This window comes from Streptomyces sp. NPDC028368 (assembly GCF_055565615.1).
Map to the genome: position 1 here is coordinate 1 of NZ_JBVHTY010000015.1, position 22,182 is coordinate 22,182.

The 22,182-nt window shown below is 67.2% G+C and carries 23 protein-coding genes and 5 pseudogenes; 16 read left to right on the forward strand and 12 right to left on the reverse strand.

Going from position 1 to position 22,182, the window contains the following annotated elements:
• Positions 1 to 136 precede the first annotated feature (136 nt).
• Positions 137 to 571: a VOC family protein gene (locus ACZ4S3_RS29565; protein WP_467939479.1), complete on the reverse strand. Its 435-nt coding sequence runs from the start codon at positions 569 to 571 to the stop codon at positions 137 to 139.
• 105 nt (positions 572 to 676) lie between these two features.
• Between ACZ4S3_RS29565 and ACZ4S3_RS29570 the strand changes: the two are divergent.
• A pseudogene (locus tag ACZ4S3_RS29570) lies at positions 677 to 973 on the forward strand (helix-turn-helix domain-containing protein); the annotation flags it as partial.
• On the opposite strand, the gene ACZ4S3_RS29575 reads toward ACZ4S3_RS29570, so the two are convergent.
• Positions 963 to 1,364, reverse strand: a complete 402-nt coding sequence (locus ACZ4S3_RS29575) for a PPOX class F420-dependent oxidoreductase (RefSeq protein ID WP_467939481.1) — start codon at positions 1,362 to 1,364, stop codon at positions 963 to 965. The pseudogene ACZ4S3_RS29570 and the gene ACZ4S3_RS29575 overlap by 11 nt on opposite strands.
• Before the next feature lie 165 nt (positions 1,365 to 1,529).
• Positions 1,530 to 2,042, reverse strand: coding sequence for a RipA family octameric membrane protein (locus tag ACZ4S3_RS29580; RefSeq protein WP_467939483.1), 513 nt, complete (start codon positions 2,040 to 2,042; stop codon positions 1,530 to 1,532).
• A 97-nt stretch (positions 2,043 to 2,139) separates the two neighbouring features.
• Between ACZ4S3_RS29580 and ACZ4S3_RS29585 the strand changes: the two genes are divergently transcribed.
• Complete coding sequence (locus tag ACZ4S3_RS29585; RefSeq protein WP_467939485.1) at positions 2,140 to 2,415, forward strand: RipA family octameric membrane protein; 276 nt, start codon at positions 2,140 to 2,142, stop codon at positions 2,413 to 2,415.
• 140 nt (positions 2,416 to 2,555) lie between these two features.
• Here the strand turns inward: ACZ4S3_RS29585 and ACZ4S3_RS29590 are convergent, their stop codons facing one another.
• The 3 genes from ACZ4S3_RS29590 to ACZ4S3_RS29600 all read right to left on the reverse strand — a co-directional run bounded on the left by ACZ4S3_RS29590 (position 2,556) and on the right by ACZ4S3_RS29600 (position 6,040).
• On the reverse strand, positions 2,556 to 3,278 hold the full coding sequence (locus ACZ4S3_RS29590; RefSeq protein ID WP_467939487.1) for a DUF4328 domain-containing protein: 723 nt from the start codon (positions 3,276 to 3,278) through the stop codon (positions 2,556 to 2,558).
• A gap of 123 nt (positions 3,279 to 3,401) precedes the next feature.
• The gene (locus ACZ4S3_RS29595; RefSeq protein WP_467939489.1) at positions 3,402 to 4,919 is read right to left on the reverse strand and encodes a transferase; all 1,518 of its coding nucleotides are present in this window, start codon (positions 4,917 to 4,919) and stop codon (positions 3,402 to 3,404) included.
• 557 nt (positions 4,920 to 5,476) lie between these two features.
• A complete protein-coding gene (locus ACZ4S3_RS29600; RefSeq protein WP_467939491.1) occupies positions 5,477 to 6,040 on the reverse strand; it encodes a hypothetical protein in 564 nt (187 codons plus the stop codon).
• 24 nt (positions 6,041 to 6,064) lie between these two features.
• Between ACZ4S3_RS29600 and ACZ4S3_RS29605 the strand changes: the two genes are divergently transcribed.
• The 5 genes from ACZ4S3_RS29605 (at position 6,065) to ACZ4S3_RS29625 (ending at position 8,744) form a co-directional block, all read left to right on the forward strand.
• A complete protein-coding gene (locus ACZ4S3_RS29605; RefSeq protein ID WP_467939493.1) occupies positions 6,065 to 6,670 on the forward strand; it encodes a lipoprotein in 606 nt (201 codons plus the stop codon).
• Between the two features lie 201 nt (positions 6,671 to 6,871).
• A complete protein-coding gene (locus ACZ4S3_RS29610) occupies positions 6,872 to 7,354 on the forward strand; it encodes a hypothetical protein (RefSeq protein WP_467939495.1) in 483 nt (160 codons plus the stop codon).
• A 154-nt stretch (positions 7,355 to 7,508) separates the two neighbouring features.
• Entirely contained in the window at positions 7,509 to 7,652 is a 144-nt protein-coding gene (locus tag ACZ4S3_RS29615; RefSeq protein ID WP_467939497.1) for a hypothetical protein, read from the forward strand.
• A gap of 121 nt (positions 7,653 to 7,773) precedes the next feature.
• The gene (locus tag ACZ4S3_RS29620) at positions 7,774 to 8,295 is read left to right on the forward strand and encodes an RNA polymerase sigma factor (RefSeq protein WP_467939499.1); all 522 of its coding nucleotides are present in this window, start codon (positions 7,774 to 7,776) and stop codon (positions 8,293 to 8,295) included.
• Positions 8,292 to 8,744, forward strand: a complete 453-nt coding sequence (locus ACZ4S3_RS29625) for a hypothetical protein (RefSeq protein WP_467939501.1) — start codon at positions 8,292 to 8,294, stop codon at positions 8,742 to 8,744. The genes ACZ4S3_RS29620 and ACZ4S3_RS29625 overlap by 4 nt, the downstream gene beginning before the upstream one ends.
• On the opposite strand, the gene ACZ4S3_RS29630 is transcribed toward ACZ4S3_RS29625, so the two are convergent.
• The 3 genes from ACZ4S3_RS29630 to ACZ4S3_RS29640 all read right to left on the reverse strand — a co-directional run bounded on the left by ACZ4S3_RS29630 (position 8,741) and on the right by ACZ4S3_RS29640 (position 11,892).
• Positions 8,741 to 9,634: an alpha/beta fold hydrolase gene (locus ACZ4S3_RS29630; protein WP_467939503.1), complete on the reverse strand. Its 894-nt coding sequence runs from the start codon at positions 9,632 to 9,634 to the stop codon at positions 8,741 to 8,743. The genes ACZ4S3_RS29625 and ACZ4S3_RS29630 overlap by 4 nt on opposite strands.
• 277 nt (positions 9,635 to 9,911) lie before the next feature.
• Positions 9,912 to 11,153: a PP2C family protein-serine/threonine phosphatase gene (locus ACZ4S3_RS29635; RefSeq protein ID WP_467939505.1), complete on the reverse strand. Its 1,242-nt coding sequence runs from the start codon at positions 11,151 to 11,153 to the stop codon at positions 9,912 to 9,914.
• A 433-nt stretch (positions 11,154 to 11,586) separates the two neighbouring features.
• Positions 11,587 to 11,892, reverse strand: a complete 306-nt coding sequence (locus tag ACZ4S3_RS29640) for a hypothetical protein (RefSeq protein ID WP_467939507.1) — start codon at positions 11,890 to 11,892, stop codon at positions 11,587 to 11,589.
• A gap of 160 nt (positions 11,893 to 12,052) precedes the next feature.
• On the opposite strand from ACZ4S3_RS29640, the gene ACZ4S3_RS29645 reads away from it, so the two are divergent.
• The 4 genes from ACZ4S3_RS29645 to ACZ4S3_RS29660 all read left to right on the forward strand — a co-directional run bounded on the left by ACZ4S3_RS29645 (position 12,053) and on the right by ACZ4S3_RS29660 (position 16,004).
• Entirely contained in the window at positions 12,053 to 12,685 is a 633-nt protein-coding gene (locus ACZ4S3_RS29645) for an ABC transporter ATP-binding protein (RefSeq protein WP_467939883.1), read from the forward strand.
• A gap of 83 nt (positions 12,686 to 12,768) precedes the next feature.
• Positions 12,769 to 13,527 carry an ABC transporter permease gene (locus tag ACZ4S3_RS29650; RefSeq protein WP_467939509.1) on the forward strand — a complete coding sequence of 253 codons (759 nt, stop codon included), beginning with the start codon at positions 12,769 to 12,771 and terminating at the stop codon, positions 13,525 to 13,527.
• Between the two features lie 200 nt (positions 13,528 to 13,727).
• Positions 13,728 to 14,756: a polyprenyl synthetase family protein gene (locus tag ACZ4S3_RS29655; protein ID WP_467939511.1), complete on the forward strand. Its 1,029-nt coding sequence runs from the start codon at positions 13,728 to 13,730 to the stop codon at positions 14,754 to 14,756.
• Positions 14,757 to 14,954: 198 nt separating this feature from the next.
• Positions 14,955 to 16,004 (forward strand): class I SAM-dependent methyltransferase, encoded by a 1,050-nt coding sequence (locus ACZ4S3_RS29660; RefSeq protein ID WP_467939513.1) that lies wholly within the window; start codon positions 14,955 to 14,957, stop codon positions 16,002 to 16,004.
• Between the two features lie 202 nt (positions 16,005 to 16,206).
• On the opposite strand, the gene ACZ4S3_RS29665 is transcribed toward ACZ4S3_RS29660, so the two are convergent.
• Positions 16,207 to 16,647: an Lrp/AsnC family transcriptional regulator gene (locus ACZ4S3_RS29665; protein ID WP_467939515.1), complete on the reverse strand. Its 441-nt coding sequence runs from the start codon at positions 16,645 to 16,647 to the stop codon at positions 16,207 to 16,209.
• Positions 16,648 to 16,772: 125 nt separating this feature from the next.
• Between ACZ4S3_RS29665 and ACZ4S3_RS29670 the strand changes: the two genes are divergently transcribed.
• The 3 genes and pseudogenes from ACZ4S3_RS29670 to ACZ4S3_RS29680 all read left to right on the forward strand — a co-directional run.
• A complete protein-coding gene (locus ACZ4S3_RS29670) occupies positions 16,773 to 17,696 on the forward strand; it encodes an SMP-30/gluconolactonase/LRE family protein (RefSeq protein WP_467939517.1) in 924 nt (307 codons plus the stop codon).
• A gap of 50 nt (positions 17,697 to 17,746) precedes the next feature.
• Positions 17,747 to 17,932 (forward strand): annotated as a pseudogene (locus ACZ4S3_RS29675) (aldo/keto reductase); the annotation flags it as partial.
• A 367-nt stretch (positions 17,933 to 18,299) separates the two neighbouring features.
• Positions 18,300 to 18,954: pseudogene (locus ACZ4S3_RS29680) on the forward strand (transposase family protein); the annotation flags it as partial.
• A 45-nt stretch (positions 18,955 to 18,999) separates the two neighbouring features.
• Here ACZ4S3_RS29680 and ACZ4S3_RS29685 read toward each other — a convergent pair.
• Complete coding sequence (locus ACZ4S3_RS29685; protein ID WP_467939519.1) at positions 19,000 to 19,287, reverse strand: hypothetical protein; 288 nt, start codon at positions 19,285 to 19,287, stop codon at positions 19,000 to 19,002.
• A 499-nt stretch (positions 19,288 to 19,786) separates the two neighbouring features.
• On the opposite strand from ACZ4S3_RS29685, the pseudogene ACZ4S3_RS29690 reads away from it, so the two are divergent.
• Positions 19,787 to 20,272, forward strand: a pseudogene (locus ACZ4S3_RS29690) (helix-turn-helix domain-containing protein); the annotation flags it as partial.
• 167 nt (positions 20,273 to 20,439) lie between these two features.
• Here ACZ4S3_RS29690 and ACZ4S3_RS29695 read toward each other — a convergent pair.
• Positions 20,440 to 21,207 (reverse strand): annotated as a pseudogene (locus tag ACZ4S3_RS29695) (transposase).
• A 151-nt stretch (positions 21,208 to 21,358) separates the two neighbouring features.
• On the opposite strand from ACZ4S3_RS29695, the gene ACZ4S3_RS29700 reads away from it, so the two are divergent.
• Positions 21,359 to 21,958, forward strand: coding sequence for a hypothetical protein (locus ACZ4S3_RS29700; protein ID WP_467939521.1), 600 nt, complete (start codon positions 21,359 to 21,361; stop codon positions 21,956 to 21,958).
• Positions 21,959 to 22,182: the final 224 nt, after the last annotated feature.

Sequence of the window (22,182 nt, forward strand, 5' to 3'; positions counted from 1 at the left end):
AGCACGGCCCGCTGGGCATCAGTTACCGACAACGGCGGGATCTTCGGTCCAGGACGACTCACACTCAACCAACGACGAAACTCCGACTCAGGTCATTAGGAGTTCTAAGGGCATTTCTCACCCAGGCCCTTGGGGATCATTGCGATACGCAGAGTTCGTTGTTTTCCGGATCAGCGAGTGTGGTCCATGCATAGGGTCCCTGCCTGCCGTGGTGCAGGAACGTGGCCCCCTTGGCAATCAGCCGCTCGACCACGGCTTGGGCATCGTCGGAACCGGTGCGCACGTCCAGGTGGACGCGGTTCTTGACCGTCTTGGGCTCGGACACGAGCTGAAAGAGGATGCGCGGCGCGCGGTCCAGGTCCTCCGGATGACGGATCCCGGCGCCGGCCTTCCATACGAGGGTGCCGTGGTGGGTGGTGGTGTCGTCCTCACTCGCATGGCCCTCAGCGATCATCCGGCGAATGAACGCCTCGTCACTCGGCTCCACTTCCCAGCCAAGAGCATCAGCCCACCAGTCGGCAAGCGAGTGCGGGTTGGCCGAGTCAACAGTCACTTGGAAGGTATATGCCATAGCCGGACCATACTGAGAAGCCGTGTCCCACGCCGTCGTCTCACGAGGGAGCCATGGCCGTGACGTAGAGGCAGCTGCACGGGTTCTCCGAGTGTGCTGACGAAGCGGGCCCGTGCGGCCGGGGCCGGGGCCGGGGCCCGGCGCAAACACGAGCTGGTGTTCATTGACCGGGCCCTTGTCACCCTGGTCCCCCTGCGCACCCAGCTCCCGCATGCCGCGCTCACCGAGCTGTACGGCGTGAGCCGCTCCACCGTCACCGAGGCCATCGGCGAGATCCGCCCCCTGCTCGCCGACCGTGGCTACGCCGCCCCCGACCGATCCGGCCTGCGGCTACGCACCCTGGCCGACGTATTCGCCGACGCCGACGCCGAGGTCATGGACCTCGCGATCACTAGCCGCGGGGGCTGCTGATCCGCTCGGGTTGGATCACATAGATCACCCGGACTTGGTCGCGGCCGCCGAACCACGGGTAAGGCCCACCGAGATACTTCTGCGCGAGCGCCTCGATATGGTCGACCGCCCCCTCGGTGGTCACACGCACCACACGGCCACGGATCTGGACGTAGGAGGTCGGTTCCGAAGGGTCTGAGACTGCGACGGCCACCCGCGGGTCGCGCGCGATGTTTCGGGTCTTTTGATGCGACTCAACGCTGTTGATCAGGACGTGCTCGCCGTCGGTGTCGACCCATGTCTGGGTGAGCTGGGGCGAGCCATCGGGCATCGTTGTAGCGATGTAGCAGGTGCTGGGGCCGCGGAGCAGCGCCACCACGTCCTCGCCGAGGGGTACGGGCACGGGGTTCTCCAGGAGTCGGTTCGGTGGGTGCTGGGCAACGGTAGCCACAGCAGGGAACCCGGCCTCCCCCGCCCCCTCAAATCGTCGATCACCGGCGTGTACGGATCCAGGGCGGTCGCCCAGTGCGGCAGCTTCTGGCGTGGCTCCGGCCAGGCCGAATCTCCGTCACAGCGCGACGGCGGCGAATCCCAGGACGTAGGCCAACGCGAAGAGGAGAGGGACCCAGCGCTCGACACGGTTGAGCGGGACATAAACGCGCCAGTCCCGCCCCTCGCTGAGAGCGCGCCATTCAGCGGCCACGAAGGCGCGGGCCGGCAACTGCTCCTCGAACGCTCCGATCACCGCGAACTTGCCTTTGTTCAACTGCTGGTAGGAACGAATGGTGAGCCACCAGGTGGCACACATGCCCAGGAGGACCAGCAGTGCCGCAAGGGCCAGCACGACCGGAGCCCGGCGGTGGTGTTCCTGGGACAGCCAGGCGCTGAGGAAGACGAGCAGACCGCTGTGGAGGGTCAGGAAGAAGGTGTTGGCGAGATTACGTCGGGCACTGACCCGATCGGCCATCTCCACGCACAGCTTGTACTGCTCGAAGACTGTGGTGCGATACGTCCCAGCCATGTCGCGGGATTCGTTCGTGTCTATGTCCTCGTTCCACAACGAGTCACTGATTCCGGCCATGGAGGCCTCTCTCCGTAGTCGTTACCCTCGCCAAACCTGTCGCGGCCATAGGCGGGCAGGCTGGCGGGCGTCGGTGTGGGTGTGGGTGTGGGTGTGGGTGCTGAGCGCGGGACTGGTGATCCTGCTCCCCCAGTGCCCCGCGTGGTTCGTCATCGTGCGCTCGTACCGGCTGCTGAATTCCGCGAAGTTCGCTGTGATCGGGGCATTTGAGGAGTGGCTGCTGCCGGCCTTCGCCTACTCCCGTGGGGAGTGGGGGGCGCTGGGCGAGGGCCGCGACAGGCGGCGTTACCTGCCGCTCCCTCACATCGTGCAGTGGGTACCCGCCATCTTCGCGGCGGCCTATGTCACTGGGTTCGCCGCACTGGTCAGCTGAGCGGGGCCCGAGCGGGCACGGCCAGACCTCGGTGAGGGAGCACTGGACTAACGAGAGCTGGCCACCCGCGAATCCAGGGCCGTGCGCACCGGCGAGCGACGACCACGGTGCGCTGCCCCAGGGCCTTGCGCCCCATTCCCTCACATCGCGTTCTGGGCATGCCCGTGGGTCTGCCACGCGGTGATTCGCCTGACAATGAGGATGAGCAGCGTTCCGGCCGCCAGGTAGAGCACCGTGAGCAGGGTGGACACATTCGCGTTGGACAGCACGTCCTGCTCGCTGTCGAACTTCGAGGCCATGCGCCATTGGATCGGCTTTACGACGATGGTGGCGGCCGCGAACAGCGCCCACCAGGCGTTGATCAGGGTGACGGGGACGGACCGCCGGGGTGCGCTGGCCCGCCAGATGTCCGACACGACCTGGTAGGGGATCCACAGGTTGACCACTGGGGCAACCCAGCCGCCCACCACCCAGCCCCGGGACCGGCGGTGCGCGGCGGCACCGCTCATCAGCTCGGCGTTGATCCGAGCCCGCCACAGCCAGACGAGGAACGCTATGCCGGCCGCGATCCACAGCAGTACCCCTGGCCATGACCCCAGCGTCGCGAGGGCACCGGAGTCGGCTTCCTCCAGGTCCGCGGTCGTCGCCCTCCCGGCCAGGTAGTCGTGAACGACGACGTAGCCTTGCCAGTTGCCCGCCGAGACCAATACCTCACGCACCAGCGCCAACGAGATCAGTATCGTCGCGACGGTGGCCGCGACGGTCACCGTCCTGCGCTGCTCCGCACCGGCCGGGCTTGCGCTCGTAGGAATGCCCTGCTGTGGTGTGCCCTGCTGTGGTGTGCCCTGCTGTGAACCGTCCATGATTCCCCCCGAAGACCGTTCGACCCGCTTCGCACTGCCTTTACGCCTTCCTTGGGGTCGGGATGTTAGTGGGCTCTGCCCCGTTGTGTCCCCGGTTTCTCGGAGCATCATGCGGGAATGGCGCTACCGGGGGCCGAACAGTTGCAGCGCCCGGAACACAAGCCAGGACAGCAGGGCCAAGGCCGTGACCAGAGTGAACCCTTTCCACAACGACGTCTGCGTGGCGATGGTGGCCCTCCAGGCCATCGTCCGTTTACGGACCCCCACGGACCCCAGGGCGGCCTTCATGGCGCGGGCCAGGTGGTGCGTGGGCGTGAGCACGGCCATCGACACCAGGCCGGCCTTCATGGCGCGGGCCCCGCGGCGCACGAGCGCGCCCCGCGGGGTCTTGGCACCGGCAACGGGCCCCACCGGGTGCACACGGGGCGTCCAATCACGGTCGAAGGTAATGACGGCGGAGGTCCAGGGATCGCCCCCGGCCACCTCGTTCAGCCGGGACGGGGTCGGCAGGTGCTCGTCCAACCGTTCGGCCAACTCCGGCAACCCGCCCGGCACCAGCAGGACGAGCTTTCGCGCGGGCTGGGTGGCGCGGGCCTGCTCGACCTCCCACCACAGCCCCTCCCCCAAGCCCAGGCGCAGCACGATGAGTTGGGACAGCTCCATCAGCCGCAGCACCGCGGGCTGCCAGTCGTCGAGCGGCAGGTAGAACCGCGCCGCCCCCAGCCGCGGCAGCGGCTCCCCGGGTCTGCCCACCGTGATCACGGGGCCGACGGCGCCCAACGCCCCCGTGAGCTGCTCCTCCCGCGAGTGGATACTGACGTACGCCGCCGAGTCGTCGACCTGGGCTGCGGTGTCGTCGTCGGCGAAACTGCGCAGGTAGAGCACGGGTTCGCGGCCGTCGGCCAGCAGGGCCTGGGCCGCGCCGCGCGCCGAGTTCGGGCGGGTGTAGCGCAGGATCAGGACCCCGGCCCCCAGCGCGGCCAGGCCGCCGGCCAGCAACAGCATGAACGCCATCGGTGGCATCTTGTAGCCCTGCCGCTGCGCCGCGGTGGTGGCGATGACGCCCGCCGCGAACAGCCCGTATCCGACGCCGCTGGCCACTAGGAACAGCGGCCGCCGCCACCACGGGTGACGCGGGGTGAACTGGCTGACCACGCCGATGATTTCCGCGGCGCCCGACCGGCGGCGACGCCGCAGCCACAGCGCCGGCACGAGTAGCACCACGGCCGGCACCGCCCAATACAGCGCGGTCGCGGTCGACGAGCTGAGTTCCCGGTCGAGCCGCGCCTGATCCTGCTCAACATCGGCTGCCAGTCGGGCGGCACGCTCGCGGGCAAGTGACAACCGGCCCTTCACAGCATTGCCGGTGGCAGAGGAGACCACGGACCGGCTTCTTCCCGACGGTGCGTTCTCCTCGAACCACGCGTCGCCCTCACGGATCTCAGCGCGTGCGGACACCTCCCCGTCGGCGTAGCGGTCCAGCGCGGCAGTGAACGCGGCGGCCCGCGCCGGGGCGCCGCGGAAGCGGTCGCAGGCCCGCAGGTCCATGCCCGCGGTGATCGCCAAGTGCAGCGCGACGTAGGCCGTGACGATCGCGGCCGCCGTGACCAGCCGGGCGAACGCCCGTAAGCCTGAGGACACCTCAGGCCACCCCCTCACCTCGCCCGAGCACCGCCGTCCGGCGCAGATCACGTCCGTCCTACCACCTCGGCGCAACCGCCCGTGACCGGTTCAGGCCACAACCGCCAACCAGTCGAAACCAGGAGTGCTCGCCGGCACCCGCCGCTCCCGCAGATCCCGCGCCGGCACCGGACTCAACCCGCGACCCCGCCCTCATGGGGCGACATTCAGCGAGGTTCGGCTCCGGCCAAGTCACTCTGCGCGTACAACCATGATCTGCTCGTGAAGGAACTCACACCGTCGATCATGTGGCCTGAACGGCAGTTGTCGGCCGAGGCGGCGGCGGTCCGTGCAGAACATCTCGAAGTCGGCGTAGCACACCCGCGTCAGCTTCGACCGCGACTCGTAGCTCACACGGTCCGACTGCGTACTCGATCAGTACGAACCCGAGTACTGCTGCTGTCCCCTGTACCAACGGAACGTCCGCCACGGCTCGGCCGCGTACAGCATCTCCATCGGCACCGACTCCCAGGAGAGGCTCTCGGACACCTCGTCCTCGGCAAGCCGAACACACCCCTCTACATCCACCATCCGCTCCCAGTACCCGCGTAACTGACCTTGACCGCAGGACAGTTATACGGGCACTGGGTCATTCGCGAGAACACAACGCGGATTCTGCGTACCTGCACGTCGGTGACCTTGATGTGCCGGGCGGGATTGTGGCCCTCGTCGAGCATCTGCACGGCCCGCAGCAGCTCTTGAGTGCCTTCGTGCTTGACCGTGCCGGGCGAGACGCCGAGCCGGAAGCTGCTGGGGGCTGGCTTGCCGTCGGCGATGTGCGGCAGGAAGTCCAGCGGGCCGGGTCCATCCGAGAGGTAGACGACGGCGCAGTCGGACAGGGCCCGCACCGGGAGCGGCCCCACGGCGGCGAGCTTGGTCATCTTGCGGTACATGTTGGTGCGGGCCTTGCCGATGAGTGCGGCGCGGATGTGAGGGTTCCAGGTGGGCGCTTGAGGGCGGGCAGGCCTCGCCGCCGCACCGTCGGACGGATAGATGCGCGCCCCGCCCCTGCGGCCTCGGGAAACAGTGTGGTTCGAGATCAAATTTGTCGTATAAGCTGCGGCGAATTTTCGAAACTTCATGCTCAGAGGTGGGGGATTTCCGGAATGCGCAAGGTGTCGCAGGCCGTGGTGGGCGCGGTGGTCGCGATGAGCGTGCTCAACGGCTGCTCGTTCGGCTGGGGCGGGGATGAGAAGAAGAAGGTCGCCGAGAAGAAGCTCGGTGACAAGGGCACAGAGTGCGTACTGCCGGTGCACTTCACCCTCGCGACGTCCTGGAAAGCCGAGGCCATCACACAGGCGACGGTGGACCAGATGGGTCCGCTCGGCCATCAGGGGCCGCTCACGCCCGCCTGCGAGCTCGACGCCAAGCCCGCCGGGCACATCGGCTTCCTCACCGTGTGGTCCGGCACCAAGGGTGCCGCCGCGCCCGGCGGCACATCCCGCGCCCTGATGAAGAAGTTCGTCGACGCTGAGAACTTCGAGAGCAACATCAAATTCCGCGAGGTCAAGACGGGTGGCCTGCCCGCCACCGAGGCCAGCTACACCGTCACCGACCTGTCCGCCGGCGAGGTCAGGCCCGAACGCGCGCTAGCCGTGATGACCAAGCACGGTGGCGTGGTCATCCATCTCGGAGGACTCAACACAGGCGAACACAAGGCGATGCTCCCGGCGTTCGAGCTGGCCAAGAAAACCCTCGGCCTGACCCACTGAGCGACGCCGCCGCGGCCCCGCGGCTCGTCCCGTACGGGCGCCACCGCACCGATAGCCTCGCCGAGCCCGAACAGCTCCGGCTCAAGATCGTCCGGGCCCACTGCCCCGAACTGGGCGCCCTCACCCGGCACGTCCGCTCCTTCGCGAAGATGCTCACCGAGAGGCTTTATCGCCAGGTGGCAGCAGGCCTATGGTCCGGTCATGGACTGGCTGTCACCGCTGAATACCTTGATCGGCGCCGGGATCGGTGTCGGATCCACTCTGCTTGCCGACCGGCTTCGATGGCGCCGGGATCGAGTCAACGCCAGCCAGGACGCCCGCAGGCAGTCCTACGCGGCGTTCATGGGCGCCTTGTCGGATGTCTTTCAAAGGCTGCACGACGTCGCCCGTGGGGAACATGATCACAGCGAAGCACAGACCAGGGCTCATGAGGTATTCGCAGGCAGCAACCTCTACCCACTGAGGTACCAGCTCGTACTCATTGCCCCTTGGAACGTCGTCGAACCCACCAATCAGGCGTTCTGGAAGATCCGAGATCTACGGGACCTCGTGGCAAGAGGCTTCACCACGAGCAGTCCAGAGTTCCGCCTGCTTGTCCGGGACTACATAGACGCAGCAGAGGAAGCACAAGTCGCCATGCGTGCTGACCTAGGCACTTCATGGCCACAACGAGACACACCGTGAGCGGAACCTTCAAGGCTCCTTCCGGAGATCAACCACTGTCCGTCACCGACCACATAACTTGAGACAGAACCCCTCGTCGCATACAGAACCAACTGGCATTTCCCGTACTTCAACGACGAGATGAGCGCCGCAATCGAGGCGGGCATGCAGAGCGGTGAGCCACAGCGAGCAGAACGCCGCCATCGCCGCCATCGCCGCCTGCGTCCGCTGGTGCAATGCCCGCGCCGAGCCGAAGACCAACTTCGCCCCAGACTCATCGATCCGCCAGTGGACCGCATACCCGGCGAAGGCTGTGTGACGAGCCACTGGCTTCGCTGACAAAGGACAGCCGTCGCGGTCCACTCATCGCCCATGTCCAGGCGTGGCCTGGGATGTAGTGTGATCACGTGTGCGACTCCACGGGGGACGGTGCGAGCGGCGTGGAGCCGTGGGATGCTGCTGCTGCGCTGGTCGAGGCCGCGCAGGGCGGGGACGCTTTGGCCATGGACGACCTGTTGGCGTTGGTGACGCCGTATGTGAGGCGGTTGTGCCGTCCCATTGTTCCGTTCGACTGGCCGGATGCGGCTCAAGAGTCACTGGTGGCGGTGTTCAGGGGGTTGCGGGGGCTGCGTGATCCGCAGGCGTTCTATGGCTGGGTGCGCACCGTCACCGTTCGGGAGGCAGTTCGGGTAGCACGGCGCGTGGCAGTCGAGCAGCCAGCCGATCCCGATGACATCGCACGACTGAGTGGGCTGCTGTCGGACCATGACGGGGAGCTGTCCGTCCAGGTGCGTGATGTGCTGTCTCGGTTGCCGGTCCAGCAACGTGCGGTCCTGGTGTTGCGCGAGTTGGAGGGGCTTGATGAACGCAGTGCGGCCGAGTTGCTTCGGGTCGCTCCCGGCACGGTCAAGTCCCGCCTGCACCGTGCGCGCGCCTCGTTCCGGAAGGCGTGGTCGCGATGAACGGTGATCCGGTGGCCCGGCTGCGGGTCATGGCTGTAGGACTGCGGGCCGCGATGTACGCCGAGGAGCGGATCGACCTGCCGTACGACCGGGTGTGGGCGGTCGCTGCGGATTTGGAGGGCGAGCTGCCACACCTCATCCCGTTTCTGCGGGAATTCCGTGTCTGTCCGGGCGACAGTGACCGCAAGTCGGCGTTGGCTATCGCTGGGTTGGGCCTTCAGGACGCCTTCGAGGTGCGACTCGCGCCCGGCTGGTGCCTGATGCAGTCGGGACTGATTGTGGGCGGCATGGCCGCCATGGCGGAGGACGGCGGAACGCGCTTCGCGGTGCTTGGTGCGGCGCGTCCCGCCGTCCTGCAACCGGGCCAGTGGATGTACGGGAGGTTGTTCGGCAAACGGCGCAGCCGGGCCTTCATCCACGCGGTCGCGCAGCGGGCTGCGCTGCGTTAGAACCGACCGGTGAACAGCTCCTTGAGAGCATCAGCGACCACCTGCGGGCGTTCCTGAGGCAGGTAGTGGCCTGCATCAGGAACGATTTGTACGGTCAGGTCGTCCGCATACCGCTCGGCTCCGGCCAGCAGCGACGGCACGATCACGTTGTCGCGCTCTCCGCCGAGGAGGACGGTGGGGACCGTCAGCCGATGGCGTCGCCAGGTGCCGCGTACCAGGGCGGGGATGTCCCGTAGGACGTATTGCCAGAACATGGTCTGGCCGGCGTGCGCACTGGCGGAGGTTGCGGCGGTGAACTCCTTGAGTTCCGCTTCCTGCCAGACCGACGGGTCCGCGACCTGATGCCGCAGCAGAAAGCGGATGAAGGCGGGCCAGTGGCGGAGCACGGATCGGCCGATCACCGGGTACTCGATGAAGGCGGTGAACCACATCCGCCATAGGTTCGGCAGTACCGCCCGATGACGCGACCACGGGTGAGGCATGTTGAGGGCCAGATGGCCGAGGAACCTGTCCGGTGCCCGCAGGCACAGACGGAAACTGAGGTGGGCGCCCCAGTCGTGGCCGACGAGTCCCACCCGGCCGAGACCGAGCGCGTCGAGGAGGGCGAGTATGTCCTCGGCCAGGCTATCCATGTCATAGCCCCGACGCGTCTGCCCGGACCAGCCGAAGCCGCGCAAGTCCGGGCAGATCAGGCGGTGTTGGCTGGCGGCCAGAGCGGCGACCTTGTGCCAGGCGAACCAGTGCTGCGGGAAGCCGTGCAACATCAGGATCGGTTCGCCGGTGCCGTACTCGGCAACATGCAGCCGGGTACCACGTACCTCCAGCCAGCGGTGCTCGACCCCTTCATCCTGCGGCAGCGGTCTGTCGGATGCAGCCGTGCTTGATGCCATGAGGAACGCCTCTCGTATCGCTGCGGACCGCTGTCGGTTCCGCATCAACACGCCAGGAGTCGCGCCGAGGCCGAAAGGTTCCCGCCGTCCACAGATGAGGATCATGCGTCGATCATCGTCAGCGCTTACCTGCCGAGCGATGCGCCGGCACAGGACATGTGCCGCCTCGCCGCTGACTTCAGCAGTGCGCTGGGTTCCGAGACTGCCGACCTGACCGAAGGGCGGCGTGCGGCGTGCGGCGTGCGGTCGGATCTGCTCACGCAGCTGGGCTGTCGGCTCACTCCAGGACGGCGAGGTGGTCGGCGCCGCCCCCGCGCCACTCGATCAGGAAGAGGGTCGCGTCGTCGCTGGTGCTCCCTCCCCGTTCCTGCTTCAGGGTGTGAGAGAGCGAGCGCACCACCGCCCGCACCCCCTTCTCTGTGTGCTCGATGCGGTTGACCCAGTGAATGAGTTGTTCCTCGCCGAACTGCTCTTCGCCGGCTTCGTGCTCCTCGATAAGGCCGTCGGTGAAGCACAGCACCCGGTCGCCGCGTTGGAGCAGCTGCTCGCTGATCTGGGGCTCTTCACCGCCGAAGCCGACCGGCAAAGTGGTCGGGCTCTCCAGTTGCCGAACGACCTGGTGGTTACGGATCAGTAGCGGTGCGGGGTGGCCCGCGTTGACCCACTGCAGGTGCCCCGTTGTGACGTTCAAGCGCATCATCTGCGCGGTGACGAAGTGGTCGGGCCCGAACTGACCGGCGATGGCCCGGTCCATGAACGTGTAGATCTCGGACAGCGCGACGTCGGCGCGTCTGGCGTGCCGGTAGGCGCCGACGGCGACGGTAGCCATCGTGGCGGCATCCAGGCCATGGCCCATTGCATCGACCATGGCCACGTGCAGGATGTCCTCGTTGAGGGCGTAGTCGAAGCTGTCGCCGGCGACGTTGTAGGCGGGCTCCAGGATTCCGGCCACCGCGACCTGCGGGACGGACATCGCCAGCGGCGGGAGCAAGGACCACTGGATCTCAGCCGCCAGGCTCATCGGTTCGCGGCGCCGGGCGAGGAAGAACTGGTCGGTGTAGCTGTGCTTGGTGACCAGCATGTCGGCGACGAGACCCGCGAGTCTGCGCAACAAGCGCCGGTCGTCGTCATCAACGGTGTCCAGGGTGAGAGTCAACACTCCCACCTGGTCGCTGCCGTCCAGCAACGGCAGGAACATCCGGACGCCGTCGGCCTGTGGCACCTCGACAGGGATCCCGTAGAGGAAGGCCGTGCCCGCGTGGGAGTCACCGATCGGCTCGGGCTCACCGACAGTCAGCCGCCTACCTGGCAGCGGTACCAGCAGCAGCTGCGCATAGTCCTGCAGGAGGATCGAGACCTCCCGGCCGCCGACCCTGGCCACCTCTTCCGCGATCAGCGGGGCGATCAGCTGCGGGGGCATCTCGTGTGCCCGGTCGAGCAGCACCCCCAGCAGTCGCTCGCCGAACCCTTCCGACCGGTCCACCATGCCGTTGTCTGGCTGCCGCTCACCTGCCGCCATACCCGTACCCGTACCCTTTCACGCCAGCAGCCTCATTCCGCCTTGACCCGCTGGACCGGTTGTCTGCAACGGGTCGGCCACCGGGGGCCCGGTGCGCGGCTTCTGTGGTTTGGCGGCTGCAGCACTGTGTGCGGGGCTGGATGAAGGCGTATGGGAAGGCGAACCGGTCCGCGATGGCTGAGCACAGGCGTGGGTCAATGAAGGTGTGGGAGAGAGTCTTGTGCCACTCCCCGGACCGAGCGTTCGAGGCCGCTGCGGCTCGTCCGCTCGTCCCGCTCGGTGAAGATCTGGGACACAAGCTCGTGCCCTGCTCGGCCGCCAGCCGCACGAGGGCCCGCTCGCAGATCCACTCATGCGATCTGTGCACACAGGCTCCTGAAACCACCGTGATCAACCCGCACAGCGTGACCGGCCAACCGGACCGAAAGGCTCATTACGCCAATAGCGGCATGTTGGCGCTGCCCCTGCCGAGCAGCCAGCCGTCCAACGGCTTTGCGGGGAGGGCAGGTCGGCGAAGCAGTGGTTCGCGGGTTTCGACGTCTTCGAAGAATTGAGCGATCACTGTGCCGTCGCCGCGATCGGTGACAGTCCAGCGAGTGACACCTTCGAGATCGCCTTCAACGGTCTTCAAAGGGCAGTAGCAGTAGCAGACCCAGGCACCGGCACCGGCACCGGCACCGGCACCGGCGTCACCGCACGTCATCGTGGGACTTGCTCGTCGAGCGGCGTCGTGCTTCACGGCCCGGCCCTGAGATCGCCTTGCACCCGTACCGGGCACCGAGGCATGCGCCGACCGGCCACACCGCGGTGACACCGCTCCGCATGGTCCGCATCCCGTGCCGGCGGTCGTCGTTGATCCGGGCACTGTTCCCGATCAGTGAGGTGCCGGGGTGGAGCGCATGAATCTACAGGTCACAGACGTGTGGAAGTCCTACGGAAAGCATGAGGTGCTGCGGGGTGCGTGTCTCGATGTGCCGGCCGGAGCGCTGGTGGGGGTGGTCGGAGAGAATGGCGCCGGCAAGAGCACTCTCCTGCGGATCATCAGCGGGCAGTTGTCACCGGACGCGGGGGTGGTCCACCGCCGCGGCCGGGTGGGGTACTGCCCACAACAGCCCTTACTCAATGACGTGTTGACGGTGAATCAGCATCTTCGGTATTTCCAGGTGGCCTACGAGCTGCCTACCCTGGCGTCAGCCCATGAGCTTCTTGAATCACTCGGATTCAAGGAGCCCGGACGGCGCCGCGTGGCAGACCTCAGTGGCGGTACCCGGCAGAAGCTCAACGTGACCCTTGCCCTGATGCACGATCCGCCGACGGTGGTCCTGGACGAGCCCTATCAGGGCTTCGACTGGGACACCTACCTGCGGTTTTGGCGGCTCGCCGAGCACCTGCGTGAGCGAGGCCGCTCCGTCGTGGTGGTCTCCCACCTCGCGCACGACGCCGAGCGGTTCGACCTGCTCGGGCAACTGCGGAATGGCCAGGTCCACGCGGTCCAGGCCGTTCAGATGGACGGGGCGAGCGGCCGGTGCTGACGGTGAGGCGCGGTGGCCGGGCCCTGGGTACGGCAGGCTGGCTGACGCTGGTGGCAGTCAGCCGGAACCGTCTCGCCCTGTGCATGGTGGTGTTCTTCCTTCCCCTCTGGATCGCGGTCGTCCGCTGGGCCGCGCTGGATGTCACAGTGTTCTTCCGCCTTCACGCGGTAAGTGGTGACCTGGCCGCCAGCAGCAATCACGTCAGCCAGATCACCGGGGCCCTGAACGCCGTCACACTGATCACCGGCTTCATCATGCTGAAGGTCACCTTCGCCACCCGGGAACTCGACCAGCGCCTGATCCTGGCCGGCTTCCCCCGCACGGCACTGCAGATGGCCAAGATGGCGATCCTGCTGCTGGCGGCAGCCGTCGTCGCCGCATACGCGGTGTGGCTGATGCACCTGTCGTGGCCGGTGCAGCATCCCGCATTGATGGCCGGCGCAGTGTTCATGGCCGCGCTGGAATACGGCGGCCTCGGCATCATGCTCGGCTCGGTACTGCCTGAGCTGGAAGGCATCCTCGTGGTCCTCATGACGAGCCTGGTCGACCTCGGGCTGCAGAACCCCACCATGACACGCCGTGTGGCGGAAGTGCCCGTGCTCCCGCTGTATGGGCCCATGCAAACCGCCTTGGCGGCCGGCTTCACCGACACGCTTCCCCTACGCGAACTCGGACATGGCCTCCTGTGGCTCACCGCCACCACAACCGTTGGACTCGGATGCGTCTACGCCCGTACTCGCCGCTATCCGCGTCAACTACCGCACTCCATCAGCGTCCCCGCTCAGCTGCCCATGCTGCACCTACCGCACCGGCCACCGGCAGACGACGGTGCCGCGAGCTGACCGCCCTCATGGCCGGCGCAAACCTCCGACTCGTCTCTCGTGGGCGCCACCGCCACGCCCACACCCCGCACCCCCGCCGGCCGCCCTCGGCTCCTGCGAGTATCGCGCGCCCGTACGCGGTAACCCCGGCCGACCACACTCGTTGAGCGTCAGGCTGCCCACGTCACAAGAAGCGGCGCCCACACCGGGAGAGGAACGTTATGACTGTTCAGGCGACGTGGCCACCAGAGCGAGAGGCCACTGCTGACGGGATCGCAGAAGCCCTCGCCGCGGAGCTCGCCGTCCGGTGGCCGGCCAAGGCCACCGGCCTGGACGCGGTCCTGCACTACGCCCTGATACCAGCAGGCAAACTGCTGCGCCCCACACTGGTCGCGCTCAGCGCCCTCGCGGTTGGCGGAGAGCTGGAACGCGTCCTGCCGGCGGCCATCGGTTTCGAGTGCGCACACGCCGGCAGCCTGGTGCACGACGACATCATCGATCACGACACAGTCCGCCGGGGCCGACCAGCCGCACACGCACGATTCCCGGCCGGCCAGGCGATCATCGCGGGCAATGCCCTGTACTTCGCTTGGTTCTCCGCACTGCCTGAGTGCGCCGCACGCGGCGCAACCCCCGATCAGATCACGCGAGCCCTCGCTATCCAGGCCACCGCAGGCCACGAGGCATGCCGCGGGGCAACTGAAGAGTTGGCAATGTCGGGTGACGTGGCGTGCGGCATCAATCGCTATGAGGCCATGGCGCGCCGCAAGACCGCGGTACTGATCTCAGCCGCCTGCCAAGTGGGCGCCGTCCTCGCAGGCGCGGACGAAGCCCAGACCGCCGCGTTAGGAACCTTCGGCGAACATCTCGGGCTGGCCTTCCAAATGCGCGATGACCTTCTGCCGTACGACCGCACCATGGCTGCGGCGATGGGCAAGCCGGCCCACAGCGACATCCGCAACCACCGACCGACCTTCCCTGTAGTGCTGGCCTACGAGCGGGCCGGTGCCGCTGACCGTGATCTTCTGATCAACGCGTTGACGGCCGAAGCCGATCCCGCCCATACCTACACATGCCTACAGACGTTGCTCCACAAAACCGGGGCCCTGGCAACCGCTCACAAGGTCGCCGACCAGCACGGGGAACTGGCCTGCCAAGCCCTGGACGGGTTGCCCCGCGGACCACACGCCGATGCACTGATCCGCCTCGCCCGGCGCGTACCACATTCAACCGTCGAGCAACCTCGCTGATCCGGACGCCGACCGCCTGGAGCAGCACCGCAAAGCCTTGGGGCTGGTCCGAACCCAGCCAACACAAGCACAGGGCCATGCACCAGCCAGGCACCCTACTGACCGACCGGCACAAGCAGGGGACACCCCGCGAAACGCCACACCCCCGCCGTCCGCCACCGGCAGCCCGGCCGGCCAACTACGCAATATGGAGTGAGGATGCGCCTTGTCGTCCGCGGGGACACACCGCTGGAGCGCTTAGCGCTGGGCACAGGACTGGTCCCTCTGCCAGCCGTGCAGGTCATGGGCGGCATGGCACTGTCGGGCGCGCTGATCGCCAGCGTCCGCCTAGGACTCGTGCAGGAGCTGGCCGCCGGGGCCGCCACCACCGAGTCCCTGGCATCCCGGCTCTCCCTCCGCAGCGACACGGTGCGGTTGCTGCTGGAGGCCCTGCGGTCGCTCGGCTACCTGCGTCACCGCCGTGGCCGGTACGCACTGAAAAGCCGGGCCAAGCGCTGGTTGGTGCCGTCCTGCGACACAGCCATCACCGGTCTGCTGGACTATGCACAAGACCTGTGGCCGCTTTGGCTGAACCTCCCGGAAGTGGCACGAGGAGGGGAGGTCATCGACCATCACACCACCGCGGCAACGGACGCATACTGGCACCGCTACATCACCGGACAGTACGAGATGGCCCGGCTCGCCGCACCGGAGATCATGGCAGCGCTCAAAGTCCCACCCCAAGCACGCACAGCCCTGGACATCGCGGGAGGGCACGGCTACTTCGCAGCCGAACTGTGCAGGCGCAACCCGCTGCTGCGCACCGAAGTCATCGATCTGCCAGGCAGCGCCGCCGTGGGAAGAGCCATCCTCCAGACACAGGGAGCCAACCACGCGGTGACGTACCAGGAGGCAGATGCGCGCGTCTGCGACCTCGGTACGAACCACGACCTCGTCCTGTGCTTCAACCTCATTCACCACCTCCAGCCCGACGAAATCACCGCCCTCTTCCGCCGAATCCACGCTGCCCTGCGACCGGGCGGTCACTTCGCACTTGTAGGCATGCTTCTCGAATCCGGCCGCAGGCCGCCACGCGCCGATGAATGCGGCCTGGAGCTGTTGTTCCAGCTCACATCAAACGGCACACTCCACAGTCCCGGGCAGCTGACCGGGTGGCTGACCGAAGCCGGCTTCGCCGCCCCAAGTCGTATGCGCTTGCGACGCACGCTTGGCCAATGGCTCTACCAGACCACCGCCTTGCCCGGTTAGTCCTCGTTCCCATGTCCCGGCATGGCGATCAACGTTGCACCTCCGGCCACGCGCCTCACCACCTCCCCCCGGCAGCGCAGCTGGGACTTCTGCATCCGCACCGCGCTACTGGCCGGTTGTTGTCCGGGGCCCGGCGGATTCGGCGGCACAATCGCCTGCCCGGTGCGCTGCCAAGACGTCGTGGACCCACATGGAGGGTGCTTCAGGCTCCCGTCGACACCGGCCTCTCGAAGAACGTCTCCAGGGCCACCGTCGCCTGAGTGCCACTCACGCCCTCGATCTCGTACAACCGCCGTAGTACGTCCTGAAGTTGCTCGGTCGTCCCGGTCCTGACCTTCACCAGGACCGATGCGCTGCCCGCGATGATGTGGGCCTCCTGCAGCTCGGGGATCGCGGCGAAGCACGTGCCGGAGTCGCCCATCCAGGCGGACGAGTCGACCATGACGAAGGCCAGCACCCCGACGCCGACTGCGGCGGGGTCCACCTCGACCGCAGTGCGGCGGATCACCCCCGACTCGCGCAGCTTGCGCACCCGCTCATGGGCCGCGCCCGCGGAGAGTCCGACGGCCTTGCCCAGGGCGGCGTACGCCTGCGTGGCGTCCTCCTGCAGCAGGTTCAACAGCTTCCGGTCCACATCGTCCATGACGCTCTTCTCCAAACCAGTTCCGCCCGATAGCGTGCATCGACCATACGGCATCCTGCAATACTCATCGACGACAGGATGTTGTTCAGGGCCTTGGAACGCAGAACGACTGAAGGAGAACGGACATGACCACCGGCCGCCCCGAGCTGTACGAAGTGCTCGACGACAGGTTCCGTACGGAGAAATGCGCCGCGGGTGATCTGCAGCTGGAGACGCTCCACGTGGGCTCCCGCTGGGCCGAGGGGCCGCTGTATGTACCGGCCTGGCGCCAGCTGATCTGGAGCGACATCCCGAACGACCGGATGCTGCGCTGGGACGAGACGACGGGCGCGGTCAGCGTCTTCCGCTCACCCGCGGGCCACTCCAACGGCAACACCCTCGACCGCGAGGGCCGTCTGATCACGTGTGAGCAGGGCAACCGCCGGGTCACCCGCACCGAGCACGACGGCTCGGTCATCGTGCTCGCCGACCGCTACCAGGGCAAGCGGCTCAACAGCCCGAACGACGCCGCCGTGAAGTCCGACGGCTCGATCTGGTTCTCGGACCCGGACTTTGGGATCACCAGCGACTACGAGGGCCACCGCGCCGAGAGCGAGATCGGTGCCAACAACGTCTACCGGATCGACCCGGAAACCGGCGAGGTGCGGCTCGTGGCCGACGGCTTCGGCGCCCCCAACGGTCTGGTCTTCTCGCTCGACGAGAGCGAGCTGTACGTCTCTGACACCCGAGCCCGCCAGATCCGCGCCTTCGAGGTGCGCACGGACGGCACCCTCTCCGACGGCAAGGTCTTCGCCGAGAACAAGAGCGCGGGCGACGGTCGCTTCGACAACATCCGCTTCGACGACGCCGGCCACCTCTGGGCCGCGGCCATGGACGACGGAGTGCACTGCTACGCCCCGGACGGGACCCTGCTCGGCCGCATCCTGGTGCCCAACACAGTCTCCAACATCCGCTTCGGCGGCCCGAAGAGGAACCGCCTCTTCATCACGGCGAACGACACGCTCTATTCGCTGGTCATGGGGGTTACGGCGGCACCGACGGTGGTTTGATCCCCTCCCCCACCCCTTCCCGAAAGGATCGCCATACGGAGCAGCGCGTGTTGGGCAGGACGGGCCGCAAGGTGTCCGTTGTCTGACTCGGGACTTGGCAGCTGGGAGAGGGGTGGGGCGATGTGCGCGAGGAGGACGCCTTCGCCGTGCTGGACGCGGCGGTCGCGGAGGGCGTGACATTCTTCGACACGGCGGATGGGTACGGCGATGGTCGCAGCGAGCAGCTGACCGGCGGCTAGCTGCGGGAACGTCCAGGTGCTGGCGTGTTCGTGGCGACGAAGATGGGACCTCTCCCCCGCCTCCCCACGCCAGCGGGCGAGGTTGCTTCGGGCGATGGGGGTGTTGGGATGGTCGGGACCGAGGCGATGGTGGTGGGGGCGGCTGCGTGGTTCCGCGACCGGGCCCAGGCCCGGCCCGGCCCCGTCGGCTACTGAGGTTTTCGGTTTGAGGTCGGGTGTGTACGAGGGGAACGGAAGACGGTCAGCCAGCTGCGGGCCGCGATCAGCTCGCGCATCGCGGCATCGACGTGGAACGGCCAAGATCAACTTCCGCAACAGGCCCTAAGCGTGTTGCAGAAGGCTGTGATCCAGGCATTTTCCCTGTATGGGTGGGGTGTTGAGGGCTGAGTCGTTTGTGGGTGGAGACGTTCACGGTTTGCGGATGCGGCAGTTCGGGCGGTTGTTGAAGGTGGTGCGGGAGCGGGGCGGCAACGGCCGGGGTGGCGGTCGGCCCTGGTGTCTGCCGCTTGCGGATCCGGTGCTGTTGGCGGCCGTGTACTACCGCACGAACCTCACGATGCGGCAGCTCGCGCCGCTGTTCGGCTGTTCCCCGGCAACCGTGTGCCAAGTCATCCAGCGGCTGAGTCCTCTCCGCGCCCTCGAGCCGGCAACGCGTCCCCCCGACGCGGCCCAACGGCTGTGGACCGTGGACGGCACGTTGATCCCCGGCCCGAGACCGAAGCGTCGGTGCTTCCTCCCGCAACTACCGGTTCCCGGCGAACGTGCAGGTCATCATCGAGGCGGACACGAGGCTGGTGATCGCCACCGCTCGGCCCGTTCCGGGCAACAGGGCCAACACCCTCGTGTGGCGGGAGTCCGGCCTGGCCGAGCACGCTTCAGGCGTGACCGTGCTCGAGGACAGCGCATACACCAATACGGGCCTCGTCGTCCCGCACCGCAAACACCCTGGCCGGCCACTGCTACCCGGCGAGGAAACCGACAATGCCGAGCACCGGCGCGTGAGAACTCGGGTAAGGCACGTGACAACCCCCCACCCGTACGTCGGACGATCCGCCGCACGGACGTCAGCGGTGGTGGCAGTTGGTGCTCCAGTGGCCCCTGACCCACACCTTCACCCAGTGGCCGTGACCGCCGTGGTTGTGGTGGTCCTTGCCGTGGTGGTCCCCGACCCAGTGCCGCTCCCAGTGACCCCCGATCCAGTTGCAATGGGGGCGGTGGAGCGTCGAGACGGCCGTGGTCGAGGGCGCGGGGGCGGCGGTGGCCGCGCCCGCTGTACCGATCGCCGCACCCCCGGCCAGCATGACGCCGGCTGCGGCCACGGCGAAGGAGCGCCTTACGTGTTGCGCTTGCATGGGCTCCACCCCATTCTGTCCGCGCGACCCCCGAGGAGGGTTCCCACCGACCGAGGAGACCGGCCGAAGGCGGCACCGCCGTCGCGTTGCCTGCACTTCCAGGGTGGAACATTCCCCCGGATGGAGCAACGCGGCAACGCGGGGAATGTTCCTCCTGGTGGGCCAGTCCGGAACCGCCCGGGCCGGCCTCCCTGCCCCGGGGCGAGCGGCCGTCCCCCTCAGCCCTCGCCCTCCAGCTCCCCCCGGTCTCCAGGAGGGCATCTCACAGCGCCGCCAGCGTCTCCGCGTCCGGCTTCTCCCACATGCCGAAGGATTCGGCCTCCAGGAGCAGTTCGGCGATGCCCCTTCTTGCCGTTGCCGGGTCCTCTCGTCGACGTAGCACAGTTCCAGGCGGAGTTCTCAAACACGGCCTCGTGATCTGAGTCGGAGATTCCCCTTTCGTTGTATGTGACTTGTATGACTCGTCCTGGACCGAAGATTCCGCCGTTGTCGGTAACTGATGCCCAGCGGGCTGTGCTTGAGGGGTGGGTGCGTCGGCGCTCGATGGCTCAGGCGTTGGCTGTGCGGTCGCGGATCGTTTCTCGAGTGCGCCGAGGGGAAGGCGATCGCAGAGGTCTCGTGTCGTCTCGGGATCGCTCCCGATGTGGTCCGCACCTGGCGCCGGCGGTTCCTGGACCGTGGACTGGATGGCCTGCGCGACGACCCCCGGCCGGGTGTCCCGCGGAAGATCACCGACGCGGACGTCGAGCGGGTGATCGTCAAGACACTGGAGGAACAGCCGATGAACGCCACGCACTGGTCAACCCGGTCGATGGCGGCGGCGACGGGGATGTCTCAGCCAGCCGTCTCCCGGATCTGGCGGGCCTTCGCCCTGGCCCCGCACCGGTCCCAGACCTTCAAACTGTCCACCGACCCGCTGTTCATCGACAAGGTCCGCGACATCGTCGGCCTTTACCTCGTTCCGCCGGAGAAGGCCCTGGTCCTGTGCGAGGTCCCCGACGGCCTCGAGGTGACCCACCCCCGCTTCCACCTGCACTTCACCCCCACCAGATCATCCTGACTGAACCTGGTGGAACGGTGATTCGCCCAAGCACTGTCCCGTAAATGGTCTCTGGGCTGCCTCGGACGTAGTTGGCCGCGAGGGATCCTGGCCTATCCAGCGAGGACAAGGTTGTGCATCCGAGCGATGCCGAGCATGGCGTGGTGGACTCCAGCGCCTTTGAGGCGGCAGTCACGGAGGATCTTCCAGGTCTTCATGCGAGCGACGACGTGTTCGACGCGGGCGCGGACCTGTTTGTGGGAGCTGTTGTGGGCCTGCTTCCAGTCGGGCAGTTCTTCACCTTTGCGGCGGCGGTGGGGCATGACTAGCCCAGTGCCCGGATAACCGCCGTCGGCGATGGTTGTGGTCTTGCCAACCGCGGCCTTCGTGCCGGACTCCTCCCATGCCTTGCAGTCGTTCCGGTTGCCAGGCAGGGGGCGCCCGACCACCACGACCGGGCGGGTGTCGGCGTCGATGACGACCTGGTGGTTGGTGGAGTACCGATAGTTCTTCGACTGCGTGGCGACGGCATGGTCCCGGGTCGGGACCAGGGTGCCGTCCACGATGAGGACGGTGTTCTTGGCGAACCGTTTGCGGGGCTGGAGCGCGAGCACCGGCCCGAGGTGATCGATGATGCGGTCCGCCGCCGACTTGGACACCCCGAACAGCGGGGCGAGCTGGCGCATCGTCGAGTTTGTTCGCCAGTACGCCGCGACCAGCAGTGCCCGGTCCTCCAGCGGAATGCCCTACGGTCGGCCCTTGCGGACCACATCCGCACCCTCGCGCCGCAGCAGCCCCACCAGCTTGCCGAACAAGCGAGGGCTCAGCCCGGTGAACGGGGCTGTCCAAGACGGCTCCGACGCCGTGATCACACCAGCCAGATCAAGACCATCTCATCCGCGACCGGCTGTCACAGGACGCTATTAGGCTGAGCGGATGTTCGAACACAATACAAGGAGGATGCGGACGGTGCTGCCTGCTTACGCGGTCGAGGTTGGAACCGAACCGCTGGTCCGTCCAGCGCGGAACTCGGTGGGAGGCTGGCCCTTCTTCGACCAGGCCCAGGACTGGCCCGAGTGCTTCTGTGGTGAGCGGATGGCACTGTTCTTCCAATTCGACATCCCCTGGGACCTGGAGCCCTTCGGCGGAGACCACCTCCTTGTCTTTCACTGCCGTGCGCACAACGACGCGTCCGACCCCCAGCTTGCTGATGGCCGGCTCGTACCGAAGTACTGGGACGCTCCGCAGCCGCCCTACCCGGCTCCGTTCTGGCGGGTACTGATTCAGAGCCGCGCGGCGCTGCCGGACTCGGAAGCCGAACCGTCCTTGTGCGCGCTGCCGCTGGCTCTGCGGCCTTTCGTGGATACCCCCGCGACCCAGACTTTCAAGGTGGGCGGTACCCCGTCCTGGGCGCAGGATCCCGAGGACTACAGGTGCGCGTGCGGCGCGGACTTGGTGTATGTCTGCCAGGTTCCTGAGGGTATGGACTTCGCTGTCCACCCCGGCCAGCCAGAACAGCCCTACAGCGTCAGGGCCGACACCTACTGGCTGTTCCTGGGCAACGAGGTCTACCTGCTGGCGTGCCCGGCCCGCTGCGATCCGGCGGCCATCTGGCCGGTCAACCAGCACTGACGCCTCAGCATCACCGCCCCTGCCCCACCTCAGCGGTGCCCAGTAACCACCACCGCGAGCAGGCAGCCGGCGCTCCGGAGATCATTTACGGGACAGTTCTTAGTCGCCGCCTACTGCCACCGAATCTCCAACTCACGTCACTAAGCCGTTTCTCTTGGATCATCGGATCGATCCACAAAATCGGTTTGCTGGAGTACCACGATCCGCCAAGCTGAGACCATGCC